At 67.4% G+C, this 20366-nt stretch carries 17 protein-coding genes; 8 read left to right on the plus strand and 9 right to left on the minus strand.

Annotated features, from left to right (window positions below):
• Nucleotides 1-12 precede the first annotated feature (12 nt).
• On the minus strand, nucleotides 13-402 hold the full coding sequence (locus ACFV2O_RS07310; RefSeq protein WP_379250916.1) for an RICIN domain-containing protein: 390 nt from the start codon (nucleotides 400-402) through the stop codon (nucleotides 13-15).
• 299 nt (nucleotides 403-701) lie between these two features.
• Between ACFV2O_RS07310 and ACFV2O_RS07315 the strand changes: the two genes are divergently transcribed.
• The 3 genes from ACFV2O_RS07315 to ACFV2O_RS07325 all read left to right on the plus strand — a co-directional run bounded on the left by ACFV2O_RS07315 (nucleotide 702) and on the right by ACFV2O_RS07325 (nucleotide 4516).
• Complete coding sequence (locus ACFV2O_RS07315) at nucleotides 702-1058, plus strand: hypothetical protein (protein WP_379250918.1); 357 nt, start codon at nucleotides 702-704, stop codon at nucleotides 1056-1058.
• Nucleotides 1059-1268: 210 nt separating this feature from the next.
• Entirely contained in the window at nucleotides 1269-2726 is a 1458-nt protein-coding gene (locus tag ACFV2O_RS07320) for a flavin-containing monooxygenase (RefSeq protein ID WP_379250920.1), read from the plus strand.
• Nucleotides 2727-2773: 47 nt separating this feature from the next.
• A complete protein-coding gene (locus ACFV2O_RS07325; RefSeq protein ID WP_379250922.1) occupies nucleotides 2774-4516 on the plus strand; it encodes an FAD-dependent oxidoreductase in 1743 nt (580 codons plus the stop codon).
• Between the two features lie 101 nt (nucleotides 4517-4617).
• On the opposite strand, the gene ACFV2O_RS07330 is transcribed toward ACFV2O_RS07325, so the two are convergent.
• The 3 genes from ACFV2O_RS07330 to ACFV2O_RS07340 all read right to left on the minus strand — a co-directional run bounded on the left by ACFV2O_RS07330 (nucleotide 4618) and on the right by ACFV2O_RS07340 (nucleotide 7806).
• A complete protein-coding gene (locus ACFV2O_RS07330) occupies nucleotides 4618-5394 on the minus strand; it encodes a DUF1206 domain-containing protein (RefSeq protein ID WP_379250924.1) in 777 nt (258 codons plus the stop codon).
• A 255-nt stretch (nucleotides 5395-5649) separates the two neighbouring features.
• On the minus strand, nucleotides 5650-6783 hold the full coding sequence (locus ACFV2O_RS07335; protein ID WP_379250926.1) for a hypothetical protein: 1134 nt from the start codon (nucleotides 6781-6783) through the stop codon (nucleotides 5650-5652).
• A gap of 165 nt (nucleotides 6784-6948) precedes the next feature.
• On the minus strand, nucleotides 6949-7806 hold the full coding sequence (locus tag ACFV2O_RS07340; protein ID WP_379250928.1) for a substrate-binding domain-containing protein: 858 nt from the start codon (nucleotides 7804-7806) through the stop codon (nucleotides 6949-6951).
• 644 nt (nucleotides 7807-8450) lie between these two features.
• Here ACFV2O_RS07340 and ACFV2O_RS07345 point away from each other — a divergent pair.
• Nucleotides 8451-9983, plus strand: a complete 1533-nt coding sequence (locus tag ACFV2O_RS07345) for an acyl-CoA synthetase (protein ID WP_379250930.1) — start codon at nucleotides 8451-8453, stop codon at nucleotides 9981-9983.
• 12 nt (nucleotides 9984-9995) lie between these two features.
• Here the strand turns inward: ACFV2O_RS07345 and ACFV2O_RS07350 are convergent, their stop codons facing one another.
• Entirely contained in the window at nucleotides 9996-10937 is a 942-nt protein-coding gene (locus tag ACFV2O_RS07350) for an alpha/beta fold hydrolase (RefSeq protein WP_379250932.1), read from the minus strand.
• Nucleotides 10938-11119: 182 nt separating this feature from the next.
• On the minus strand, nucleotides 11120-11980 hold the full coding sequence (locus ACFV2O_RS07355) for a TetR family transcriptional regulator (protein ID WP_379250934.1): 861 nt from the start codon (nucleotides 11978-11980) through the stop codon (nucleotides 11120-11122).
• 157 nt (nucleotides 11981-12137) lie between these two features.
• Here ACFV2O_RS07355 and ACFV2O_RS07360 point away from each other — a divergent pair, with 157 nt between their 5' ends.
• The 3 genes from ACFV2O_RS07360 (at nucleotide 12138) to ACFV2O_RS07370 (ending at nucleotide 16243) form a co-directional block, all read left to right on the plus strand.
• On the plus strand, nucleotides 12138-13352 hold the full coding sequence (locus ACFV2O_RS07360; protein ID WP_379251557.1) for an acyl-CoA dehydrogenase family protein: 1215 nt from the start codon (nucleotides 12138-12140) through the stop codon (nucleotides 13350-13352).
• A gap of 239 nt (nucleotides 13353-13591) precedes the next feature.
• Nucleotides 13592-13819, plus strand: a complete 228-nt coding sequence (locus ACFV2O_RS07365) for a hypothetical protein (RefSeq protein WP_379250936.1) — start codon at nucleotides 13592-13594, stop codon at nucleotides 13817-13819.
• Between the two features lie 192 nt (nucleotides 13820-14011).
• Complete coding sequence (locus ACFV2O_RS07370) at nucleotides 14012-16243, plus strand: hypothetical protein (protein ID WP_379250938.1); 2232 nt, start codon at nucleotides 14012-14014, stop codon at nucleotides 16241-16243.
• 84 nt (nucleotides 16244-16327) lie between these two features.
• Here ACFV2O_RS07370 and ACFV2O_RS07375 read toward each other — a convergent pair whose 3' ends face one another.
• On the minus strand, nucleotides 16328-16573 hold the full coding sequence (locus ACFV2O_RS07375) for a CsbD family protein (protein ID WP_355070654.1): 246 nt from the start codon (nucleotides 16571-16573) through the stop codon (nucleotides 16328-16330).
• A gap of 164 nt (nucleotides 16574-16737) precedes the next feature.
• On the opposite strand from ACFV2O_RS07375, the gene ACFV2O_RS07380 reads away from it, so the two are divergent.
• Entirely contained in the window at nucleotides 16738-17901 is a 1164-nt protein-coding gene (locus ACFV2O_RS07380) for a hypothetical protein (RefSeq protein ID WP_379250940.1), read from the plus strand.
• 165 nt (nucleotides 17902-18066) lie between these two features.
• Here ACFV2O_RS07380 and ACFV2O_RS07385 read toward each other — a convergent pair whose 3' ends face one another.
• Together ACFV2O_RS07385 and ACFV2O_RS07390 are read right to left on the minus strand one after the other, a co-directional pair.
• Nucleotides 18067-19290: an NADH:flavin oxidoreductase gene (locus ACFV2O_RS07385; protein ID WP_379250942.1), complete on the minus strand. Its 1224-nt coding sequence runs from the start codon at nucleotides 19288-19290 to the stop codon at nucleotides 18067-18069.
• Nucleotides 19287-19865: a TetR/AcrR family transcriptional regulator gene (locus ACFV2O_RS07390; protein ID WP_379250944.1), complete on the minus strand. Its 579-nt coding sequence runs from the start codon at nucleotides 19863-19865 to the stop codon at nucleotides 19287-19289. The genes ACFV2O_RS07385 and ACFV2O_RS07390 overlap by 4 nt, the downstream gene beginning before the upstream one ends.
• Between the last annotated feature and the right edge of the window lie 501 nt (nucleotides 19866-20366).

Raw genomic sequence — 20366 nt, forward strand, 5'->3', positions numbered from 1 at the left:
ATCCGCGAACGCTCACACCTGCCGGAAAATCCACTTCTCCCGGTCGCTTTCCCGGTTGATCAACAGTTGCGGTCGATTGTTCACGATCACCCCGATGACGAATTCGTCGTCGCTGGTCGCGATCGGAGAAATCTCCGGGAAATCCGGCAGGTCCCAGCCGTAATGCTCCTCGCTGCACACCAGGTGCCCATTCGCACGGATCGCCGCGAGGTGGCCGCCCGTTTTCTTGTTGACGATGTCGAAATCGCCCTCTTCGGGATTGGCCGGACAGGTCCACAGCTGCGCGTCGTCGTCGGCGGCACGCTGGCGCATGGTCACGCTGTCCGCGGTGCCGTCGACCGCGAGTGCTTGGCCCGTCTCGTAGTTGATGATCTGGTAAGTCGTGGCAGTCTTTTCGGCCATGGTCTCGTCCTCACTGTGTGAGCGCACCGCTACCGGGCTCGACACCGCCCGTGACGCTGCGCTGATCTCGTAGTCGTCGTCCAAGGCGAATCGCCGACAGCAAGTACAGCAGAAACGGCTCCACATCGGAGCGGATTCCCGCAGCTGTATCCAGATCGCCGTCTCCGCTCCTCGATGCGGGAGTAATTCATCCGAAAGAGGTGAGGGAACGCACGGCCGCGAATTCATATGCTGCACCGGGCGAACGAGGTTCGCGCCATCGATTGCTGTCGAGCGCACGACCTGAAGGGAGACGACCGATGACCGATACCGGCATGGGAGCCAAGCGGAAGATCGTGTCTTTGTCCGCACCGACCGAGCGGCCGCCCGCCCAGAAGAGTTCGCCCGGCTGGTACAAGCTGTACAACGACACGGACATGTACGTTTCGGTCTACCGGCAGGAATGGGACCAGCCCAGATCGCTGTTCATTCTCGCCCCCGGACAGACCAGCTCCGAGTACGAGGCGGGGCACGAGATCTACATCCTGTGGATCACCGATGTCGGCACCGAGTCGACCCCGATCACCTGGGACAGTTCCGGCGGTTTCAGCTGCGAGTACGTGCTGAGCGGGTACACGCAGGCGAATCAGGTGAACAACGTGAGCTCCTTCCAATAGGCGGGGCGATGAAGGCGCTGCAGTCTCGACCCGTCCTGGCCGCCGCTCGCCTACCAGCAGCCGCACGAAGGGAAGACCAGCGGGCGCGCGGTGATCCTCCCCAACGGATGAGCCGCCGGTAGCGCTCGGACGCCGATTTGGCCGAAAGTATGGATTTTCTGACCTCAGGTGTTTGGCATCGGTCTTTGTCCAGGTCATAGCGTTGTCGTCATGAGCACACCTTCGATCGTCATCATCGGCACCGGTTTCGGGGGGCTCGGCATGGCGATGGAACTCCAGCGTGCGGGCCTGCACGATTTCCAGATCCTGGAGCGGGCCGAGGACGTCGGCGGTGTCTGGCGGGAGAACACCTATCCGGGCGCGGGCTGCGACATCCCCTCGCCGCTGTATTCCTACTCATACGCGCCGCGCACCGACTGGCCGAAGCGGTTCTCCCGGCAGCCGGACATCCTCGCCTACCTGCGCGGGATCGCTCGCGAGCACGATCTGCTGCCCAAGATCCGCTTCCGCGCCGAGGTCACCGAGGCCGAGTTCGACGACGCGACCGGACGGTGGACCGTGCGCACCGCCGACGGCGCCGAGCTGACCTGCGATGTGCTGATCTCCGCGGTCGGGCAGCTCTCGCGGCCCGCGCTGCCGAACATCCCCGGTGTGGAGACCTTCCGCGGCACGGCCTTCCACTCCGCCGAGTGGGATCACGAAGCCGACCTGACCGGCAAGCGGGTGGCGGTCATCGGCACCGGCGCGAGCGCGGTCCAGTTCGTGCCCGCGATCGCGCCCTCGGTGGCGCAGTTGACGCTGTTCCAGCGTTCGGCCGCGTGGATCATGCCGAAACCGGACGTCGAGTACAAAGCCTGGCATCATCGCGCCTTCCGGCTGCTGCCGATCACCCGCCTGACCGAGCGGTTCGCGTTCTGGCTGTTCTGCGAGTTCCTCGCGCTGGGCATCGTCGACGTGCCGGTCATCCGCAAGCTGGTGACGCGGATCGGCCTGCGGCAGCTGAAGCGCCAGGTGGCGGACCCGGACCTGCGGGCCGCGCTGACCCCCGACTATCCGGCCGGCTGCAAGCGAGCGCTGTTCTCGAACGACTACCTTCCCGCGCTCACCCGCTCCAACGTGACGGTGGAGACCACCGCGATCGCCGAGATCACCCCGGAGGGCGTGCGCACCGCCGACGGCGCGCTGCACGAGGTGGACGCGGTGGTCTACGGCACGGGCTTCAAGGGCACCGAATTCCTTTGGCCGATGCGGATCTCCGGCCGGGGCGGGCGCAAGCTGGCCGACGAGTGGTCGCAGGGGGCCCGAGCCTACCGAGGCATAACGGTTCCCGGTTACCCGAACCTGTTCCTCGTCTACGGCCCCAACACCAACCTCGGCGTCGGTTCGATCGTCTACATGATCGAATCCCAGGCCCGCTATATCCGCCAGGCCGTCCAGCGTCTCGCCGAGCGGCCCGGCCACGTGCTCGAAGTGCGCCCCGATGTCGAGGCCCGGTTCGATCGCAGGCTGCAACAGCGGCTCGACCGCACACCGTGGAACTTCTGCTCGAGCTGGTATCGCAACGCGGCCGGGCGAATCACCAACAACTGGCCGGGCACCGTCACCAGCTATCGGTGGCATACGCGCAAGTTCGACTTCGCGGACTACGACCCGAGGCGCGTCTCCTGACGCGACCTCCTCTGCGGCAACAACTTTCGACGAGTGGTGGAGATCAGATGACGTTCGACTACGACGTGGTGGTCGTCGGTTCCGGGTTCGGCGGCAGTGTGACCGCGCTGCGGCTCACCGAGAAGGGCTACCGGGTCGGCGTGCTCGAGGCGGGACGGCGTTTCGCCGACGACGAGTTCGCCACGACCTCCTGGGACGCGAAGAAGTACCTGTGGGCCCCGGCCCTTGGTTGCTTCGGCATCCAGCGGCTGACGCTGCTGAAGGACACCTTCATCATGGCGGGCGCGGGCGTCGGCGGCGGCTCGCTGGTGTACGCGAACACCCTCTACGAACCGCCGGACAAGTTCTACCGCGACCGCCAGTGGGCCCACATCACCGACTGGAAGGACGAACTCGCTCCGCACTACGACCAGGCCAAGCGGATGCTGGGCGTGACGACCAACCCGGCGACCACGCCGTCGGACCGTGTGCTGGCCGAGATCGCCGAGGAGATGGGCGTCGGCTCGACCTACCGCAGCACCCCCGTCGGCGTCCTGTTCGGCGGCAACGGCGCGCGGCCCGGTCAGGATGTGCCCGACCCGTTCTTCGGCGGCGCGGGCCCCGCCCGCAACACCTGCACGCACTGCGGAGAGTGCATGACCGGCTGCCGCCACAACGCCAAGAACACCCTGGTCAAGAACTATCTCTACCTCGCGGAGCTGGCCGGTGCGACAGTCCATCCGCTCACCACGGTGACCGATGTGCGTCCGCTGCCCGGCGGCGGCTACGAGATCTCCACCGTCCGCACCGGACGCTGGGTCCGCAGGGCGCGCCGCAGGTTCACCGCCGAGCAGGTCGTCTTCGCCGCGGCCGCGCTTGGCACCCAGAGACTGCTGCACCGGCTCCGCGACCGCGGTTCTCTGCCGGACATCTCCCCGCGTCTGGGCGAACTCTCCCGCACCAACTCCGAGGAGTTGCTCTCGATACGCAGCCGCCGCAAGGACTCCGACTTCACCAAAGGGGTGGCGATCACCTCCTCGATCCACCCGGACGAAGACACCCACATCGAGCCGGTGCGCTACGGCAAGGGCAGCAACGCCATCGGCCTCATCGGCACCGCCATGATCGACCCCGATGGGCGGACATCGAAGCTGCGCCTGTGGGCGCGAACCATGCGCAAGCTCGGACGCGACGCCTTCCACATCCAGAATCCGCGCGGCTGGTCGGAGCAGATGATCGGGCTGCTGGTGATGCAGTCGGTCGACAACTCCATCACCACCTACACCGAACGCGGTCTGTTCGGTCGCAAGATGACCACCAGACAAGGTGTGGGCGAACCGAATCCGACCTGGCTTCCGGCGGGGCACGAGGTGGCCCACCGGGTCGCCGACAAGATCGACGGCATCCCGGGCGCCGGTTGGAGCGCTCTGTTCGACATCCCGATGACCGGGCATTTCATCGGCGGCTGCGTCATCGGCGACTCCTCGGACGCCGGGGTGGTCGATCCCTACCACCGGATGCACGGGTACCGGGGACTGCATGTCATCGACGGTTCGACCATCTCGGCCAATCTCGGGGTGAACCCTTCGCTCACGATCACCGCGCAGGCCGAGCGCGCCACCGCCCTCTGGCCGAACAAGGGCGAGCCGGATCCGCGTCCCGAGCCGGGCGCGCCCTACCGGCGCATCGCCCCCGTGCCGCCGCGCAACCCCGTGGTCCCGGCCGACGCTCCGGCCGCGCTCCGGTTACCGATCATCGAGATCAAGGGGCCGTCCGGCCGGTCCGAGCCGACGGCGGACACACGCGGCTGACCGACGGCCGTATCGGCGGGCTCTGCGAACCGCATCCCGCATTCGGGCCGTCGGACGCCGACGAGCGCGACAACAGGTGGTCGGCCCGGCCGTGATCGGACTCAGACCGGAACGCCGCCATAGGTGCGCCGGTATCGCGCTTGGAGGAACGACAGTATCCCGAACGCCATCAGCCCGAGGGCCACAGCGATGAGCAGCCAAGGGCCCAAGGCGCTGTCGGCGAAATCATGCAGAACGGCGTCGACCCCTTTGGCGTTCGCCGGTTCGTAGTTCGCGGCCGCCACCACCGCGGCGAGTCCGATGCCGATGACGATGACGCCCCGCGCCAGATAGCCGATCCGGCCCAGCCATATCACGGCCTCCCGCGAAGCGCGGGTCATCCAGCCCATTCGCAGATCGTCGAGGAAGCCCAGCCGAATCCCGCGCAGGGTTATCAGGACGCCCCCGGCCAGGATGGCCAAGCCAAGGAGCAAGACGACCACTTGGCCGCCGTTCCAGCCGAGTATCCGGGCGGTCACATCGCGTGCGAATGCGTCACTCGGCTGCGGTGTCCGGCCGTCCACGACGAACCTGAGAACGACGAAGGACGCTATGGCATAGAGGATTCCGAGGCCCAAGGCGCGCAGCCGGGGCCCATTCGAACTCGTCGCGGGCGCGGCGGCGGCCTGCGCCAGCCGCCAGGCGGCCAGAGCCGCGAATCCGAAACCCAGAATCCACAGCAGCAGATAGCCCAGCGGCTTACCGGCGAGCGCCGCCAGCGCACCGCCCGCGGTCGGCTCGTGCTGCGCGGTGCCGACGGCCAGCATGAAGGCGAGAATGCCGATGACGATGTAGGCGATCCCGCGTGCGATGAAGCCGAAGCGCGCGGCCCCACGCAATCCGCCGGATCTCGCATACCTGCCCGTCCCCCGACGCTCGCGCCGCCGCCACCGGTCGCCATACCGGTTGCGCCATCCGCTTCCGTACCCGGTCCGCCATCGGCTGCGCCGCATTCCGCCGGTGCGGCGCCATCGGTATCTGTCAGCATTTCGGAACAAACTCATGGTTCTCACCTCTCCATGGACCGTATTGCCCACTTCGGGTGGAATAACCGCTACGGTCACGGTCACCGTAGGAGACCCGGAAAACCCTGCTCACGAACACTGGCTGTCGCGGACGCAGGCGAGCAGGAGCTGAGTGATGTCGGCCCGCGGGGGCGTCGTGGAGCGCGGCTGGGTGGCCAACGGGATCTGCGCGAAGTCAGCGGCGTGCGCGGCGCCGAGCTGGGTGGCGGAGCGGAAACCGTAACGCTGCCAGGCGATCGACTGGATCTTCGGATCCTGGAGCGCCGTGATCAACCGATGCGCGGGAGCGGTGAGGGCGAGGATCGGATTGCTGTTGAAGATCGTCGGGTCCGGATACAGCAGCCTGGCGTTCGCCAGCAGCGCCTCGGTGGCGGGGTCGTTGTCGCGGTAGCCGACCAGCTGTTGCAGGATCTGGTTCTCGTATCCGGCGTACAACGAGGCCGCTCCTTGGATGAGCCATTCCCGGAAACCGCCGTCGGAACTGTCGGACTGCAGACCCTGCGCGTCGTAGAGGCCGCGCACGGCGGGCAGTCCCGACCTGGCCTCGCTGACCGTCGGCGGCTGGAACACGTCGCCCGAGGCGATGACCGTCAGTTCCAGTTGCAGCAGCGTGAATCCGGAGTTCGAGGACTTCGGATCCGTGCTGGCGATCCGGATGGGACCGGCGAGGTCGGGCGCGCCGAGCGCGGTCCACTTCTGCTTGGGCAAGACGAAGTCGAGCAGCAAGCGCTTGAAATCGACGATGTAGTAGGTGTTGTCGCGCCGCGCGACGATGCCCGCGCGAACCAGCGCGTCGGTCGCGGCCGCGCCCGCGTAGATCACTTCCGGCGTCTCGAGCACCGATTCGGCGCGGTAGTCCGGGAAGGTGGCGGTGTCGTGCGATGTCTCGAAGACGCTGCGCGCACTCGCCGAAGACGGCCACAGGCAGTCGATCTTCTGATTGCGCAGCTGCTCGGTGGGTATCTGCGCCAGGTCATAGGAACCGCGTTTTTCGAAGCGCACCTCGAGTCCGTACCGGTCGCGCAGGACGGCACGGACTTCGCCGTCGGCCATGAGCGACGATTTCTCCGATCCGCCCGAGCAGGTGAGCTGCTGGACTGCGGCCGGAGTGTCGTTCGAGTCGCGGATCACCACGACGCCAACGGCAATGGCGATCACGGCGACCACGATCGCGATGAGGACGGGGAGGCGGGATCTGTTCATCGCTCCTCACTCGGGGGAAGCTGCGAAGGATTCATGAGTTCCAGGTGGGCCAGGTCCCGGAAGAAGGACGCCAGATCGGCCTCGCCGATTTGTTCGGCGCTGTGCGCGGCGAAAGCCTCGAAACCGGCGAGTGTGCGCCGGCTGCGGATCAGCAGCGCCTCGGCATCACGATAGGCCGACCTGTGGTCCTGGATCTCGACGTACCGCCGCAGCGCCGATTCCACACTGACCAGGTAGTCCAGCAGCTTGCGCGAGGTCATGGAAAGGCTTGCCGGATCGACGGTCTCGGAAATTCGCGAGCTTCTCCGGATTGTCGCCGTGCGGCAGGAATCCCAGCGGAGCGTCCGAGATCGCGAGTGCGCCCTTGGGGTAGATGGCGTACAGCGGTTCCTTACCCGCCCGCACCAGTTGCTGGTTGCGCTCGATCACCAGATCCTCGTAGGTGAACATGGTCTTGCACTGCTGCGGTGTGGCCAGGCATTCGTCCATGAGCAGCCCGGTGGACGGCGGCGTCTTCCCGAAAGCCCGTGTCAGACGCGTTATCCCGGCACGAACCTGCTCCGAATCGAGTTGCGGCCGGGTCAGCGGCACGCCGGGATCGTTGCCTGCGAAGTAGTTGAGGAAGCCCAGCAGCACGGTCGCGCCGGAATTGGACTGGGTCGGATTCGTCATCCACGTCGTGGTCTTCTTCGCCTCGACCGCCGCCAAGATCTCCTCGACGCCCACCTCCCGCCCGGTGAATCCCAGCGCGTCCAACTCGCTACGCGGACCGGCGAATACCAGTGGCGTGCTGAACATGGGTTGCACTTGCCGCAGGCGGTGTGCGGTGTCACCCAATTGCTGGAAAAGGCTGCTGGCGAACCAGAATCCGTCGTAGGGCGCGTCGCCGGACTCCAGCAGCCGAGCTTGATCCACCGATCCCAAGCGGGTCATGGTGCAGGTCAGCTTCTGGTCCCGGCACCACGGCTGCACGACCTGCTCGAATACCGCGTCGTGCTCGGAGCCCGCCACGATGTTCAGCACCCTCGCATCGGCGTTGTACGCACGGACAGGTCCGGACTTGCGATCCTCCCCGCAACCCGAGAGCAGACCACAGAGCGTGAAAATTATTACGGCAAGCACTGATGTGCGGCGATACGGCAATTCGCCACCTTCCCCTCGATGACGCGATCGTAAACGCAGCCGACGGCGGAAACGGTGAACTACCAGTAACGTCCAGGGGAATCCTCGTCCATGCCGCGATCGCGGATCCCGAGAACCGCACCCTTCAGGGTGCATCGGCACGTCGCCTGCTCGATCCCGGCGCGGGTTCCTCGGGTGGAGCCGAGTTCGCCCGCGCAGCCGCAGCGGCGTGCGGCTCGAGCGAGGCGCGCAGGCGAGCGTGGCACATGTCCTGATCGACGGGCAGGCGGCTGCCCAGGTGTCCCTCCCGCGAGCGAGCGTGTCCGGCCGTGCGGGCAGCCCATCGCACCCGCGGCGACCGGCGCTCAGCGCGTCCGGGCGAATTCTGACGAATAGACCAGAACCGCCGTTTACTTTCAGCTATCGTCGGTGGCAGAGCAACCGCTCTGCGGGACGCCAGTGATGCCGGCACGGCCGTGGATCCGGACGTCCCGCGCAGGCCCGGGCAGTCGGACACCGACCGCTCTGTTCCACCGAGGAGCCGCATGTACCCCGGCGCACACGTCGACCGATTCCCAGACAAACCGGCTGTTGTCGTCGCCGAGAGCGGTGAAGCGCTGACCTACCGGGAGCTCGAGGAGAACTCGGTTCGACTGGCCCGGCACCTGTACGACGCGGGGCTGCGCAAGGGCGATCACGTCGCGCTGCTGTCCGGCAACGACCCGAAGATCTACGAGGTGTACTGGGCGGCATTGCGAACCGGGCTTTACATCACCGCGGTCAACCGGCATCTGTCGCCCAGCGAGATCAGCTATATCGTCAACGACTGCGGAGCCAGGGCGCTGATCGTATCGGCCGGTCTCGCCGACGCCGCCGAGCAGATCGTCCCGGAGACTCCCGCGGTCGAGATCCGCCTCGCCTTCGGTGGCCAGGTGCCGGGATACAAGTCCTACGAGGACGCCCGGGTGGCAGCGTCTCCCGATCCCTTGCCGGACCAGCCGCGCGGTGCGGACATGCTCTATTCCTCGGGCACCACCGGACGGCCCAAGGGCATCAAACAACCCTTGCCCGACCGGCAGGTCGGTGACGCGCCCGGCGACACCTACACCGCGATCTTCGGCCCGCTCTACGGATTCGACACCGAGACCGTCTATCTCTCCCCTGCCCCGCTCTATCACGCGGCGCCGCTGCGCTTCGGCGGCGTGGTCCACGCGCTCGGCGGAACGCTGGTGATCATGGAGAAGTTCGACGCCGAACAGGCGTTGGCGGCCATCGAGCGCTACCGCGTGACCCACAGCCAGTGGGTGCCGACCATGTTCGTCCGGATGCTGAAGCTCGACGAGGCGGTCCGCGCCCGCTACGACGTGTCCAGCCTGCGGGTCGCCGTGCACGCGGCCGCCCCCTGCCCCGTCGACGTGAAGCGGGCGATGATCGACTGGTGGGGCCCGATCCTGTACGAGTACTACGCCTCTACCGAGGCCAACGGCGCCACCTTCATCGACAGCGAGCAGTGGTTGCGCAAGCCCGGCTCGGTCGGCACGGCCGGTCTCGGCAGCATCCGGGTGTGCGGCGACGACGGCGCTGAGCTGCCCACCGGCGCGATCGGCACCGTCTACTTCGAACGCGATGAGGCCCCCTTCGCCTATCACAACGACCCCGCTAAGACCGCCGAAGCGGTCCACCCGGACCACCCGACCTGGACCACCACCGGCGACATCGGCTACGTCGACGAGGAGGGCTACCTGTTCCTCACCGACCGCAAGGCTTTCATGATCATCTCCGGCGGCGTGAACATCTACCCGCAGGAGGTCGAGGACGCCCTCGCCCTGCACCCGAAGGTGCTCGACGTGGCGGTGATCGGCGTGCCCGACCAGGAGATGGGCGAATCGGTCAAGGCCGTAGTCCAACCGGCCCCCGGCGCCGAGGCCGGCCCCGCCTTGGCCACGGAGCTGCGCGATTATCTGCGCGACCGCATCGCCCACTACAAGGTGCCGCGCAGTTTCGACTTCGCCGACGATCTGCCCAGGACCCCCACCGGGAAGCTGGTCAAGGGCGAACTCCGCCAGCGATACCTGTGAGGTTTCCGGCCGCTACGCGACGTCGGCTAGGTCGGCGGCCTCGCCAGCGCGCGTCATCAGGCGCGCGACGGCCTCCGCTACCAGCCCGGGCTGCTCCAGGATCACCGAGTGTCCGGCGCTCTCGACGATCACGAAGTCCGAGTACTCGACGGCGGCGGCCATCGCGACGGAATGCGACGGGGGCGTCATCAAGTCGGCGCCACCGCACAGCACCAGCGTCGGAATCCGGGACAGAAGCCCGAGAGCCTCGGTCCGGTCGTAGACCATGAGGTCGCTCAAGAAGCTCGCCATCGTGACGATCGGCGTCTCGTTGCGCATCGCGTTGGCGAGGGCGAGCACCCGCGGGCTCACCTTGCGATCACCGAATTCCGCGGTACGGACGAGCGGGGCGAACAGCTGACAGGCCAGCAGCTTCGCATGGTGCATCGCCCCCGGCGCGAGTCGAACGGCCGCCTGGAACGCGGAGACGACCGGGCTGCGCAGCAGACGGCCGAACCCGGCGTTGGTGAGACCGCCTGAGGCAGTCGCGAGAAGGGCGACTCCGACGACGCGGGTGCCGATCTCGTGCGGATTCTGACCGACGTAGGTCAGCGCGGTCATACCACCCATCGAGTGGCCGACGAGGACGACCGGCCCGGTCGGTGCGACGACATCGAGAACTTCGCGCAGGTCCCGGCCGAGCTGGTCGATGTTGTAGGTCCGCCGGGGCGCGGCGGCCGACTCGCCGTGGCCGCGGTGGTCATAGCAGACGATCCGAGCGCCTGCGTAGCGGCGCAGCAGCTCGTCGCGGACATAGGTCCAGGACTCGCTGCGCAGGCAATGTCCGTGCAGCAGGACGACGGTGAGGTCCGCGTCTCTCGGGCCGTATTCGCGAACCGCGAGCGCCGCGCCGTCCTCGGTCCACACCGTGGCACGCCGTTCCTCCGTGGCGGCGATTGTGCTGAGAGTCGACATGGGCTGCTCCGGTTCACTGGCGGTACTCGTCCTACTTTCCGCCGTATGCGCCGCCGCCATCAGGCCCCCGAGTGCTGGGCTCCGATCCCCAAGGGGTATGCCGATCACCACCAAGGTGGGACTGTTCGCCGGGGTGTTGTTCGGCCACCGGCGAAGGACGGGGCGAAGCCGCGAATATGCGGCTAACGCACCGGATCGACCCCGAGCACACCCAGGGCGAAATCCCCGTATTGCGCGGCCACTTCCTCCGGCGTCGCCGGGCCCGACTCGCGAAACCACTGGGGGATGGCGGTACACATGGTGGCTATGGCACGACCTGCCGCCCGAACCTGGGAATTGGCGATGCGGCCCTCGGCATGAGCCGCGGCGATCGCGTCGTCCAGGATGGCTTGGATATCGCGACGGGAGCGGGCGATGCGCGCACGTTCCCCCGGAGCAAGGCTGCGCATCTCGCTGGCGCCGATGAAACCGAGGTCGCGGCGGTGGGTGTGGAACAGGGCCAGTGCTTCGACGATCAGGCGCACCCGGTGGATGCTGTCGCGGCCTTCGGCGCGGGCGGCGCGCACTCGCCAGTGCAGTTCATCCATGGTCAGATCGAGGATGCGGACCAGCAGGTCGTGCTTGTCGCGATAACGGTGGTAGAGGCCGGGAACGCTGGTACCCGCCCGCCGGGCGATGGCGCGCACGGTCGTGCCGTGGTAGCCGATCTCTACGAACGACGCGAGGGCGGCGGCCAGCACCGGGTCGACGTCCAGCGGGGCGAACTCGCGCCAGTCACCCTGCGCATCCAGCTCGGAATCGGCCCGATCGGAGCTCGGGCGCGCCGCGGGAGAGGCGCCGCCGAGCAAATGAGCGACCGGCACACCCAGCACATCGGACAAGCGAGTGAGCCGGGCGATCGATATTCCGGTCTTTCCCGTCTCTACGGCGCTGAGCGTCGCCGGACTCACCTCGAGACGGCGGGCAACTTCGCGCAGCGACAGGCCCGCGGCGCGGCGCGCGTGCCGGATCGCCTCGTGCGGCGCCACAGTCTCGTTTCGCATGTTGTTCAGGATAACTGAACATCAAACATCCACCACCCGCGCCCGACACCCCCTGAATCGCGTTCTTTGACACCGCCGGTGCCCAGTGGAACAGTGTTCAGACAGAGCGATCGTTCGGTCCGTGGACGAGGCGCTGGATGTCGAGGAGGAATGCGCGATGCCGATCGAACTGACCTATTCCGACGAAGTTCGGGCGCTGATCGACCGCACCCGGGCGTTCGTGCGGGAGACGGTGCTGCCGATCGAAGACGAGCACCTCGGCGACATCACCGCCGCGGGCGGCGACGGACTGCGCGTCACGCTGAACAAGCTCGCGCGCGAGGCCCGGGTCTTCGCGCCGCACGCGCCCGTCGAGTACGGCGGCCACGGCCTGTCGATGTCGGATCGCGCGCCGGTGTTCGAGGAGGCGGGCTACTCGCTGTTCGGCCCGACGGCGCTCAACATCGCGGCGCCGGACGAGGGCAACGTCCACATGCTCGCCCACATCGCCGACGCGGAGCAGAAGTCGCGTTACCTGGAACCGCTCGCCCGCGGCGAGGTGCGCTCGGCCTTCGCGATGACCGAGCCGGCGCCCGGAGCCGGTTCCGACCCGGCGGCGCTGGCCACCAGGGCCGTCCCCGTCGACGGCGGCTGGCGGATCAACGGCCACAAGCACTTCATCACCGGCGCCGACGGGGCCGGCTTCTTCATCGTGATGGCCCGCACGTCCGGCGAACCGGGACAGCGGGGCGGGGCGACGATGTTCCTGGCGCCCGCCGACACCCCGGGCCTGCGCGTGGGCAGGCATATCACCACGCTGGACCGCGCCATGATCGGCGGACACTGCGAAGTCTTCTTCGAGGACATGTTCGTCCCCGACGAAGCGGTGCTCGGCGCTGTCGACCGCGGCTTCGAATACGCCCAGGTGCGACTGGGTCCGGCTCGCATGACGCACGTGATGCGCTGGCTGGGAGCGGCGCGCAGAGGCCACGACATCGCCGTCGAGCGTGTCGCCCAGCGTGAAGGCTTCGGTTCCCGGATCGGCGATCTGGGCATGGCGCAGAAGATGATCGCCGACAACGAGATCGACATCGCCGCCACCCGCGCGCTGCTGGTGCGCGCCTGCTGGGAACTCGACAACGGAGAGCACGCGGGCAACGCCACCTCGATCGCGAAGACCTTCGCCGCCGAGGCGATCTTCCGCATCGTCGACCGCAGCATTCAGTTGTGCGGCGGGCTCGGTGTTTCCGACGACCTCCCGCTGGCGCGCCTCTCCCGCGAAGTACGGCCCTTCCGCATCTACGACGGGCCTTCGGAAGTGCACCGCTGGGCCATCGCCAAGCGTGCGGTCAGCGCGGCCCGCCGGGCGGTGGCCGACGGGTCTTCGCGTTGATCTACTGCGCGGATCTACGCCGGACAGGCCGTTCGTCCCCGACGAGCGGCATTTCCGGCTCGCCGGACGGAATCGGTTCCGAGCGCTCGATCGGCCGCGCGTGCGATCCAGCGAGCGAGTATCCGCGTAACATGCGGACTTCGTGACTCCGCCGAGGCATCCGAGGGCGGCAGTTCGCCGGTGAAAGGGTCCGCCGCCCTGATCCGATCGAGTCCCCGGGATGATCGAAGGAGAGCCGTATGCCAGCGCAAGACCGCCGATACCTCGTCCTCCTGATTCCGGGTGACCTCGGCGACGACACCGTCCTCACGGCAATCCGTTCGGAGTTCTTCGACTGGCTGCGGAGATCCGGTGCGGAAGTCGTCGAGGACGGCGGCGCCAACCGATTGGTCATCACATCGTCGCCGGAGACAGCCGAGCGACTCACGAGGCTCGAGTACGTGCTCACCGTCGAGCCGTACGCCTAGGCGCCGGCTCGCCGGGCTGCCGCGCATCCCGATTATCGGTAGTACGAGCCCGCCCGCGATGCCCACAGGTTTGCCGCCGACCCCGCACCGGCCGCGACCGCGCTACCGACGGTCTCATCGGCTGCCGCATTCGGGCGCGGCACCGTATCCTCGGATGAATCGATCTGCACGACAACCGTATTCGAGGCAGACATGTCGCGGTCCGAGGCATCGGCGGTGGCGGCCGGAGCCTACGCGTGGTTCCGGACGGCGGTCCGGCGAATCGATCCCGAATTGTGGGAGTCGTGGTGGCAGTGGCTGGATCGGAAATTCGGCGACGACACGACGATTCTGTGGACCGAGCCGTGGCCTCACGACTACTGGGTCGCCCACGGGGTGCAACACGCCATCGAGGGGGTACCGCTCCCGCTCGCCTACCAGACCTGGTCCCACCGCGGCGCGCTCGACGACTGGCCGCTTTTCGGGGCGACGGAATGGGACCTGTTTCCACCCGGTGTGAGCCGGTCGACCAGCTCGGCCGCGCTCGATGACGTCCTCGCGCAGGCGGGTCCGCTCGAATACGATCGCGAATACAGTCTTGCCCAGCTGATTTCGTTGTCGGATGAGCTACAGCGAACGAGTACGGAGGAAACGTCACAAGCCCGCCTGCAATCGCAGTTCATCCGCGCGTGGCTCAGCTCTATCGTCGGAAACACCTTTTCGAGCATGTTCCGGGCGCCCTCCACGGATGCGGATCTGCTGTATCACGTGACGATCCGCCGGGTCGACCAAGCGATGGGTGCTTTCGAGCAGACACACCACCTGCGAATGGATCTCGCCGAAGCGATCGAGACCTTCTACTGCGCGACGTGGCCCGACGGGCTGCCGATCAAGGTACCCACGCAACAAGGACAATCACTCGAGTGGCGAGACCACTGGTTCTGGTTGACGCGGGAGCTGGAACCGGAGCGGCTGCGGGAAGCCGTCGGCATCGTCGCGAGGTTGCTGGTCTGTCCGCCGATCATGGACGCCATCGGCTATCTGATCAGCAGGGATCGCCCGGTCAGCGCGCTGGGATTGTGCGTCCTGCGCCGCTGTGCCCTGGGACTGCGGACTCTGGCCTGGCTAGAAGCCGCCGCTACTCATCGGTGGCGGGATGTCCGGCTCGCCGACGTGGCGACCTTCGCGTTCGCCGCCATCGCCCCGTGGTGGCCACGGCCTTCCCTGGCGCTCAGCCATCGGTCCGGCGACACGAAGCCGCAACTGATGAAACTCGGTCTGTGGCGCGCCCCCGACGTGGCCATCGACGCGATGACCGTCCCCACCGGCGAGTCCAACACGGGCATGGTGTGGCGTCTGTTCGCCGCCACACCGGCGATCGCCAGGGTGCGGTCCGAGACCTACACCGCCAGCCTGTGGTGTCGACGCGAGGTCGAGTTGACCCAGTACCTGCTGGACCACTCCGATTTTCTTCGCGGACGTATCGTGGCGGACGTCTCTGTGCAGCAGACAATCTCGGTCGACCGAGCGATGTCGTCGCGCAATCTGCTACCGGATCGTTCCGAACAGAACCAGCCGTTGTTTCCCCCGTCCACTCTCGTCTTGGACGTACCGAGCTACCCGCCGTTGATCATCGGTGTACTCGCCGCGGTGTGCACATTGCGGCTGCTGCGCACCCACTACGGCGACACCGGAGTGGCCAATCGGATCGCCGACGAACTGGTCGCGGGCCGCCCCGTCGACCTACCGCCGCCGACCAACCATCCGCAGGGCTGGGATATCCACTACGCCGCCTTCGCAGTGCTCGGCCGATACAGCCGACGACACAAATCGCCGGTGCGGCTGTCACGGCGCTACCCGAAGGCCGAGGCCGCGTTGGATATGACGGAAATCGCCGAACAGGTTCCCGATCTGACGCAGGCACAGGCGGGAGGCGTCGACATACTGGCCGCTCTCGAATGGAATCGCGAGATCCGCCGGTGGTTCTCCGAGCACTGGGGCTCCCGCCGCACCGTGATCGATTGCAGGCGGTTCGATGTCAGCGGATGGAGCGATGACCCCCGCCATGCCGTCAAACGCGGCATGCTGCAATTACGTTCCGAGGCATTGACTTTCGTCATGCAAGTGGCCGGCCAGTCGGTGGACTCCTGGCCCGGGCTCGGGTACAACGATCCGCCGATTCTTACCGTCCACCTGCCCGACCAGCACAGTTGGATCGATGCTTCGTTCGCGCTGCCGACCTGGGTGGACGTCTACGCCTCGCTGCGCACGCTTCGTTTGGACCGCGCTCTGGTCGACGCGATGCGCAGCGCACTCGATGACCAGTTCACTCCCTTGGCGAAGCTACCGCGGTCCAGGAAGCCCGCTGACGTGTTCGCCGCGCGGGGCGGCCCGGGCACCCCGCATCCCGATCGGCCCGTGACGGTCATCGTTCACCGCGACTGAGCGAAGCGGGCCCATGACGCCGGCCCGCCGCCGCCAGCTCTGCTGACGGCGGCGGATACCTCCGATGGACGAACCCGAGCGTGATTACCGCCCGTGCTGATGCGCGGACTGGCGGGCCTCGTCGACGTCGGCTTCGGCTCGCGCCTTCTCGGCCGCGGCTTCCTTCCCGGCCGCCTCGCGCTGCGATTCCGCCTTGTCCTGCTGCGCGCGACCTTCGTCCTTCAGGTCCTGATGACCGGTGACGGTACCGGCCGCTTCCTTCACCTTGCCCTTGGCGTCTTCGACGACGCCCTCGACGCCCTCGCGAGCACCGCTTCCATGTTCAGCCACAACAACCTCCTGGAATATCGGAACAAGCTGACATCTGGCGCATACCCGGGAGACGGGCCTCGAATCCGGAGCGACGAAGTTCGGTTCGCGCGTCACGCTCTCCCGCAGGCAGGACGGGTCAGGGCAGCGGGGTGCTCGCGCTCGGTCCTTGTCGATACCGCTCGTTGTACTCCGGAATCGGCAACGGGATCGCCATCAGCGGGACCGTGCTGGGCTCCGACGCGGGCGTGATGGCCTGGCTCAACGCGATGATGCCCGACCTCGCGCGCGACACCTGGACCACGCTGCGCGATCGTTTCATCGACTTCGACGGGCGGGATGCGCGCCTGCGCGGCAGCACACGCGCCCGCGTCGACCTCGGCAACTACAACGTGGTCGACGGTGACGGGATGACGAAAATCTTTGTCGCCACCGCCGCCGCCGAGATGGGCGAATCCGACCTCGCCCACGCGCTCGTCCGCTCTATGCACGACCGGTACCGGGTCGACGAACGCAACGGCGCCCGGCGCTTCGCGGGAGTCTCGACGGTGACCAACGCCCACCACACGCTCACCCGATTCAACCGGCCCGACGGCCTGCGCGATCTCATTCGCGGAACGGTGCCGCCCGAGTGGCGGACCGGACCGATTCTCGGCATCGCGCCTCATACGGATGTCCTGGTCGCCAAGGCGGTGACCGACGGCAGCGCCCTCGAACTGGCGCTACGGCCCGGCCACGGGTCCAGACGGGTGCGGCTGGGGCTGCGACGGCTGATCTCCCGCCGCACCTACCGCGTCACCGGCGCGATCGCGCCGGCCGTGTCGCCGACGAGTCCGGCGAGGGCACCATCGAAGTCGACCTCGAGATCGCGCTCAACGCGGATCGCCGATAGAAAGATCCGATCGCACGCTCGATCCAGCAGTTCCCGGCTGGCACGGGCGCCCCAGCGCGTGCCAACGTGGGCGCGCGGCCCGGCCGGATGCCCACGCGATCGCCTCCGCTGCAAGCGCTTTCGACAACAGCCGCACTGTCACGAGCCCCGACGGTCACGACACCAGAGGACGATGAACCAGCACACGAAGAGCCCGACCGCCGCGGCCCGCGACTACGTGTCCGCCTGCGCGACGCTGACCAGCCTGATCGACCTCGCCGCGCACCCCGCGACGTCGCCGCGCTTGCGGGTGGCGCTCGCCGAGTATTGCCGCCGTCACGGCACAGCCGATCCCGGATTGGCGGCGAGTTTGTCCTTCTGGAAACAGCGCCGTGCCTCCTTGACGCCCGCCGATTACGAGGCGATCCGCGCCGTCCTCTCCCGCGACGGCGCGATCCTCTACGCGTTCCACGACTGATCATCGCCGCAAGGAAGTGGGGTTCCTCCCCACTGCCCAGGTTCAATTCGCGTTTCGGTCACGTACACGCTTCTTCGGCCCCTTCTGGCACGGCGATGCCATCCGGTCAAACGGCCCGCGTTCGACTGCCCCTCGCCGACACGGTGCCGGTCGATCAGCGACCGCTTATCGCTGCGTGTCGACGCCGCCGATGCCCGACAGCGTCAGCTCGACGGGTTCGCGCGGCTGACCAGGACGGAATACGCAGCGAGTACAGGTGTAGATCGTGGGCATGCACTCGTTGCAGTGCACGCACGCCGACCGCGTCGACGCATCCGACTGGATGCGTCGCAACAGATTCGGTTCCCGCAGCAGCGCACGGCCCATGGCGACGAACTCGAAGCCCTCTGCCCGCGCGAGCCGCATGGTGTCGAGATTCGTGATGCCACCCAGCAGGATCAGCGGCATCGACAATTCCCTGCGGAAGTGCCGTGCGCGCTCGAGCAGATACGCCTCCCGGTACGGATACTCCTTCAGGAATGCCTTGCCGACCATACGGAATCCCCATCGCGCGGGCACCGGGAGAACGTCGCCGAACGATTTCCGCGGGGCGTCACCGTGGAACAGCAGCATCGGGTTGAGCAGCGAGCTGCCCGCCGTCAGTTCCAGCGCGTCCAGGCTGCCGTCGGCTTCCAGCCACGCGGCGACCTGGATCGCCTCGGGCACGGTGAGCCCGCCCCGCACTCCGTCTTCCATGTTCAGCTTCGCGGTCACCGCGAGCCTGCCGCCCACGGCTTCCCTTACCGCAGCGGCGATCTCACGCGCCAGCCGCGCCCGGTTCGCCAAGCTGCCGCCGTACCGGTCCGCGCGGCGGTTCAGTTTGGGGCTCAGGAACGAGCTGACCAGATAGTTGTGCCCGAAATGGATCTCCACCGCATCGAAACCCGCCTCCTCGGCCAGCTTCGCCGCGCCGGCATGAGCGGCCACGAGCTCGCGGATCCCGTTCTCGTCCGGGCTTCGCATCATCCGCATCGACAGCGGGCTGAACATCCGGCTCGGCGCCAGCGCCGGAACTCCGTTGGAGGCCGCGTTCGCCACCGGTCCGGCATGGCCGATCTGCGCGCTCACCGCGGCACCCGCACCGTGCACGGCTTCGGTGAGCCTCCGCAGCCCCGGCACCGCTTCCGGGCGCAGCCAAATCTGATGCCGGTCGGTCCGGCCGCCGGGAGCGACCGCGCAATAGGCCACGGTCGTCATCCCGACGCCACCGGCGGCGACCTCGCGATGGAACTCGATCAAGTCGTCGGTCACCAGCGCGTCCGGCGTGCGGCCCTCGAAGGTCGCGGCTTTGATCACCCGATTGCGCAGGGTGATCGGCCCGAGCTGGGCGGGTGCGAATACGTCGTTCATTGTTTCTCTCCTGTCGGAGCGGTCAATCCGGCCACCACGAATTCCCGGAGGGTGGCCACCGCCTCCTGCGACATCTCTCGGTGCTCCGCACTGCCGAATCGCATGATGAGGAGGTCGAACGCCAACATCCACCTGCGCCTGCTCTCGCGCTCGCTCACGCCCGGCAACAGGCTCACCCACGCATCGATCCGGAACCACGGCTGCCGCCACTCGGTCACCTGCCTGCCGAGGACGAATTGCGCCAGCAGTCTCAGATGCAACCGCCCCACCGGATCGGCGGCCAACTCGACGAACGGCTCGATCACCGCATCGACCACCTCGGCGATCGACCCGTGCCCACCGGTGACAGTGGCCAACCGGTCCGCCCACACCGGACCCAACCGCTCCTCGAGCAACGCGGCGACCAGGGCGTCCTTCGACCCGAAGTGGTAGTGCACCGCCGCCGGGTTCGCTCCTGCCTGCGCGCAGATACCGCGCACGGACACCTCGTCGTATCGGCCTTCCAGCAGCAGTCGCTCGGCGGCCGTCAGCAGACGATCGCGGGTGGTCGCGGCTTCGGAGACCGGTTTCGGCATGCGCCAAGTCAAGCACGTTTCCATCGTTGATTCAATCATTGATTGAAACTTGTCCACGCAGAAGCCGACGCCGCGCCGAGCCGCGCCCTGGATGCCAGAAGTGTGGACGAAAGCCGATAGAACGCAGGGTTTCACTGCACGTCACCAGGTCGTCACACCCGGCCGCGAGCACGGCGCGAAGGTGTTACGCACGGCGGCCGAGTCGATGAGCTTCGCGTCGACCTCGCACGCGGGCAGACGTGCGTCGGCACGGCGTCGGTCGAGCCAGGTCGCGGCAAGCGGTCCGGCGCTTTTGTCCGCACTTCATTCAGGCCGCTGAGCGGGCCTCGGATCAGCCGTGGCACATGATCGCCTCCGAATACGCCGATACCCGGGAGCAGTGCGAGCTGCACCGCCGCTCGTGTAGCGCAGCGTCTGGTATTCACACCGGCCGCGTCGCGGTCAGCGGACCGGATTCAGCCGCTTCGGCGTCAGCCGGTACGCGTGCCGAATGCACACGGG

This window comes from Nocardia sp. NPDC059691, assembly GCF_042733915.1.
Lineage (GTDB): Bacteria > Actinomycetota > Actinomycetes > Mycobacteriales > Mycobacteriaceae > Nocardia > Nocardia sichangensis.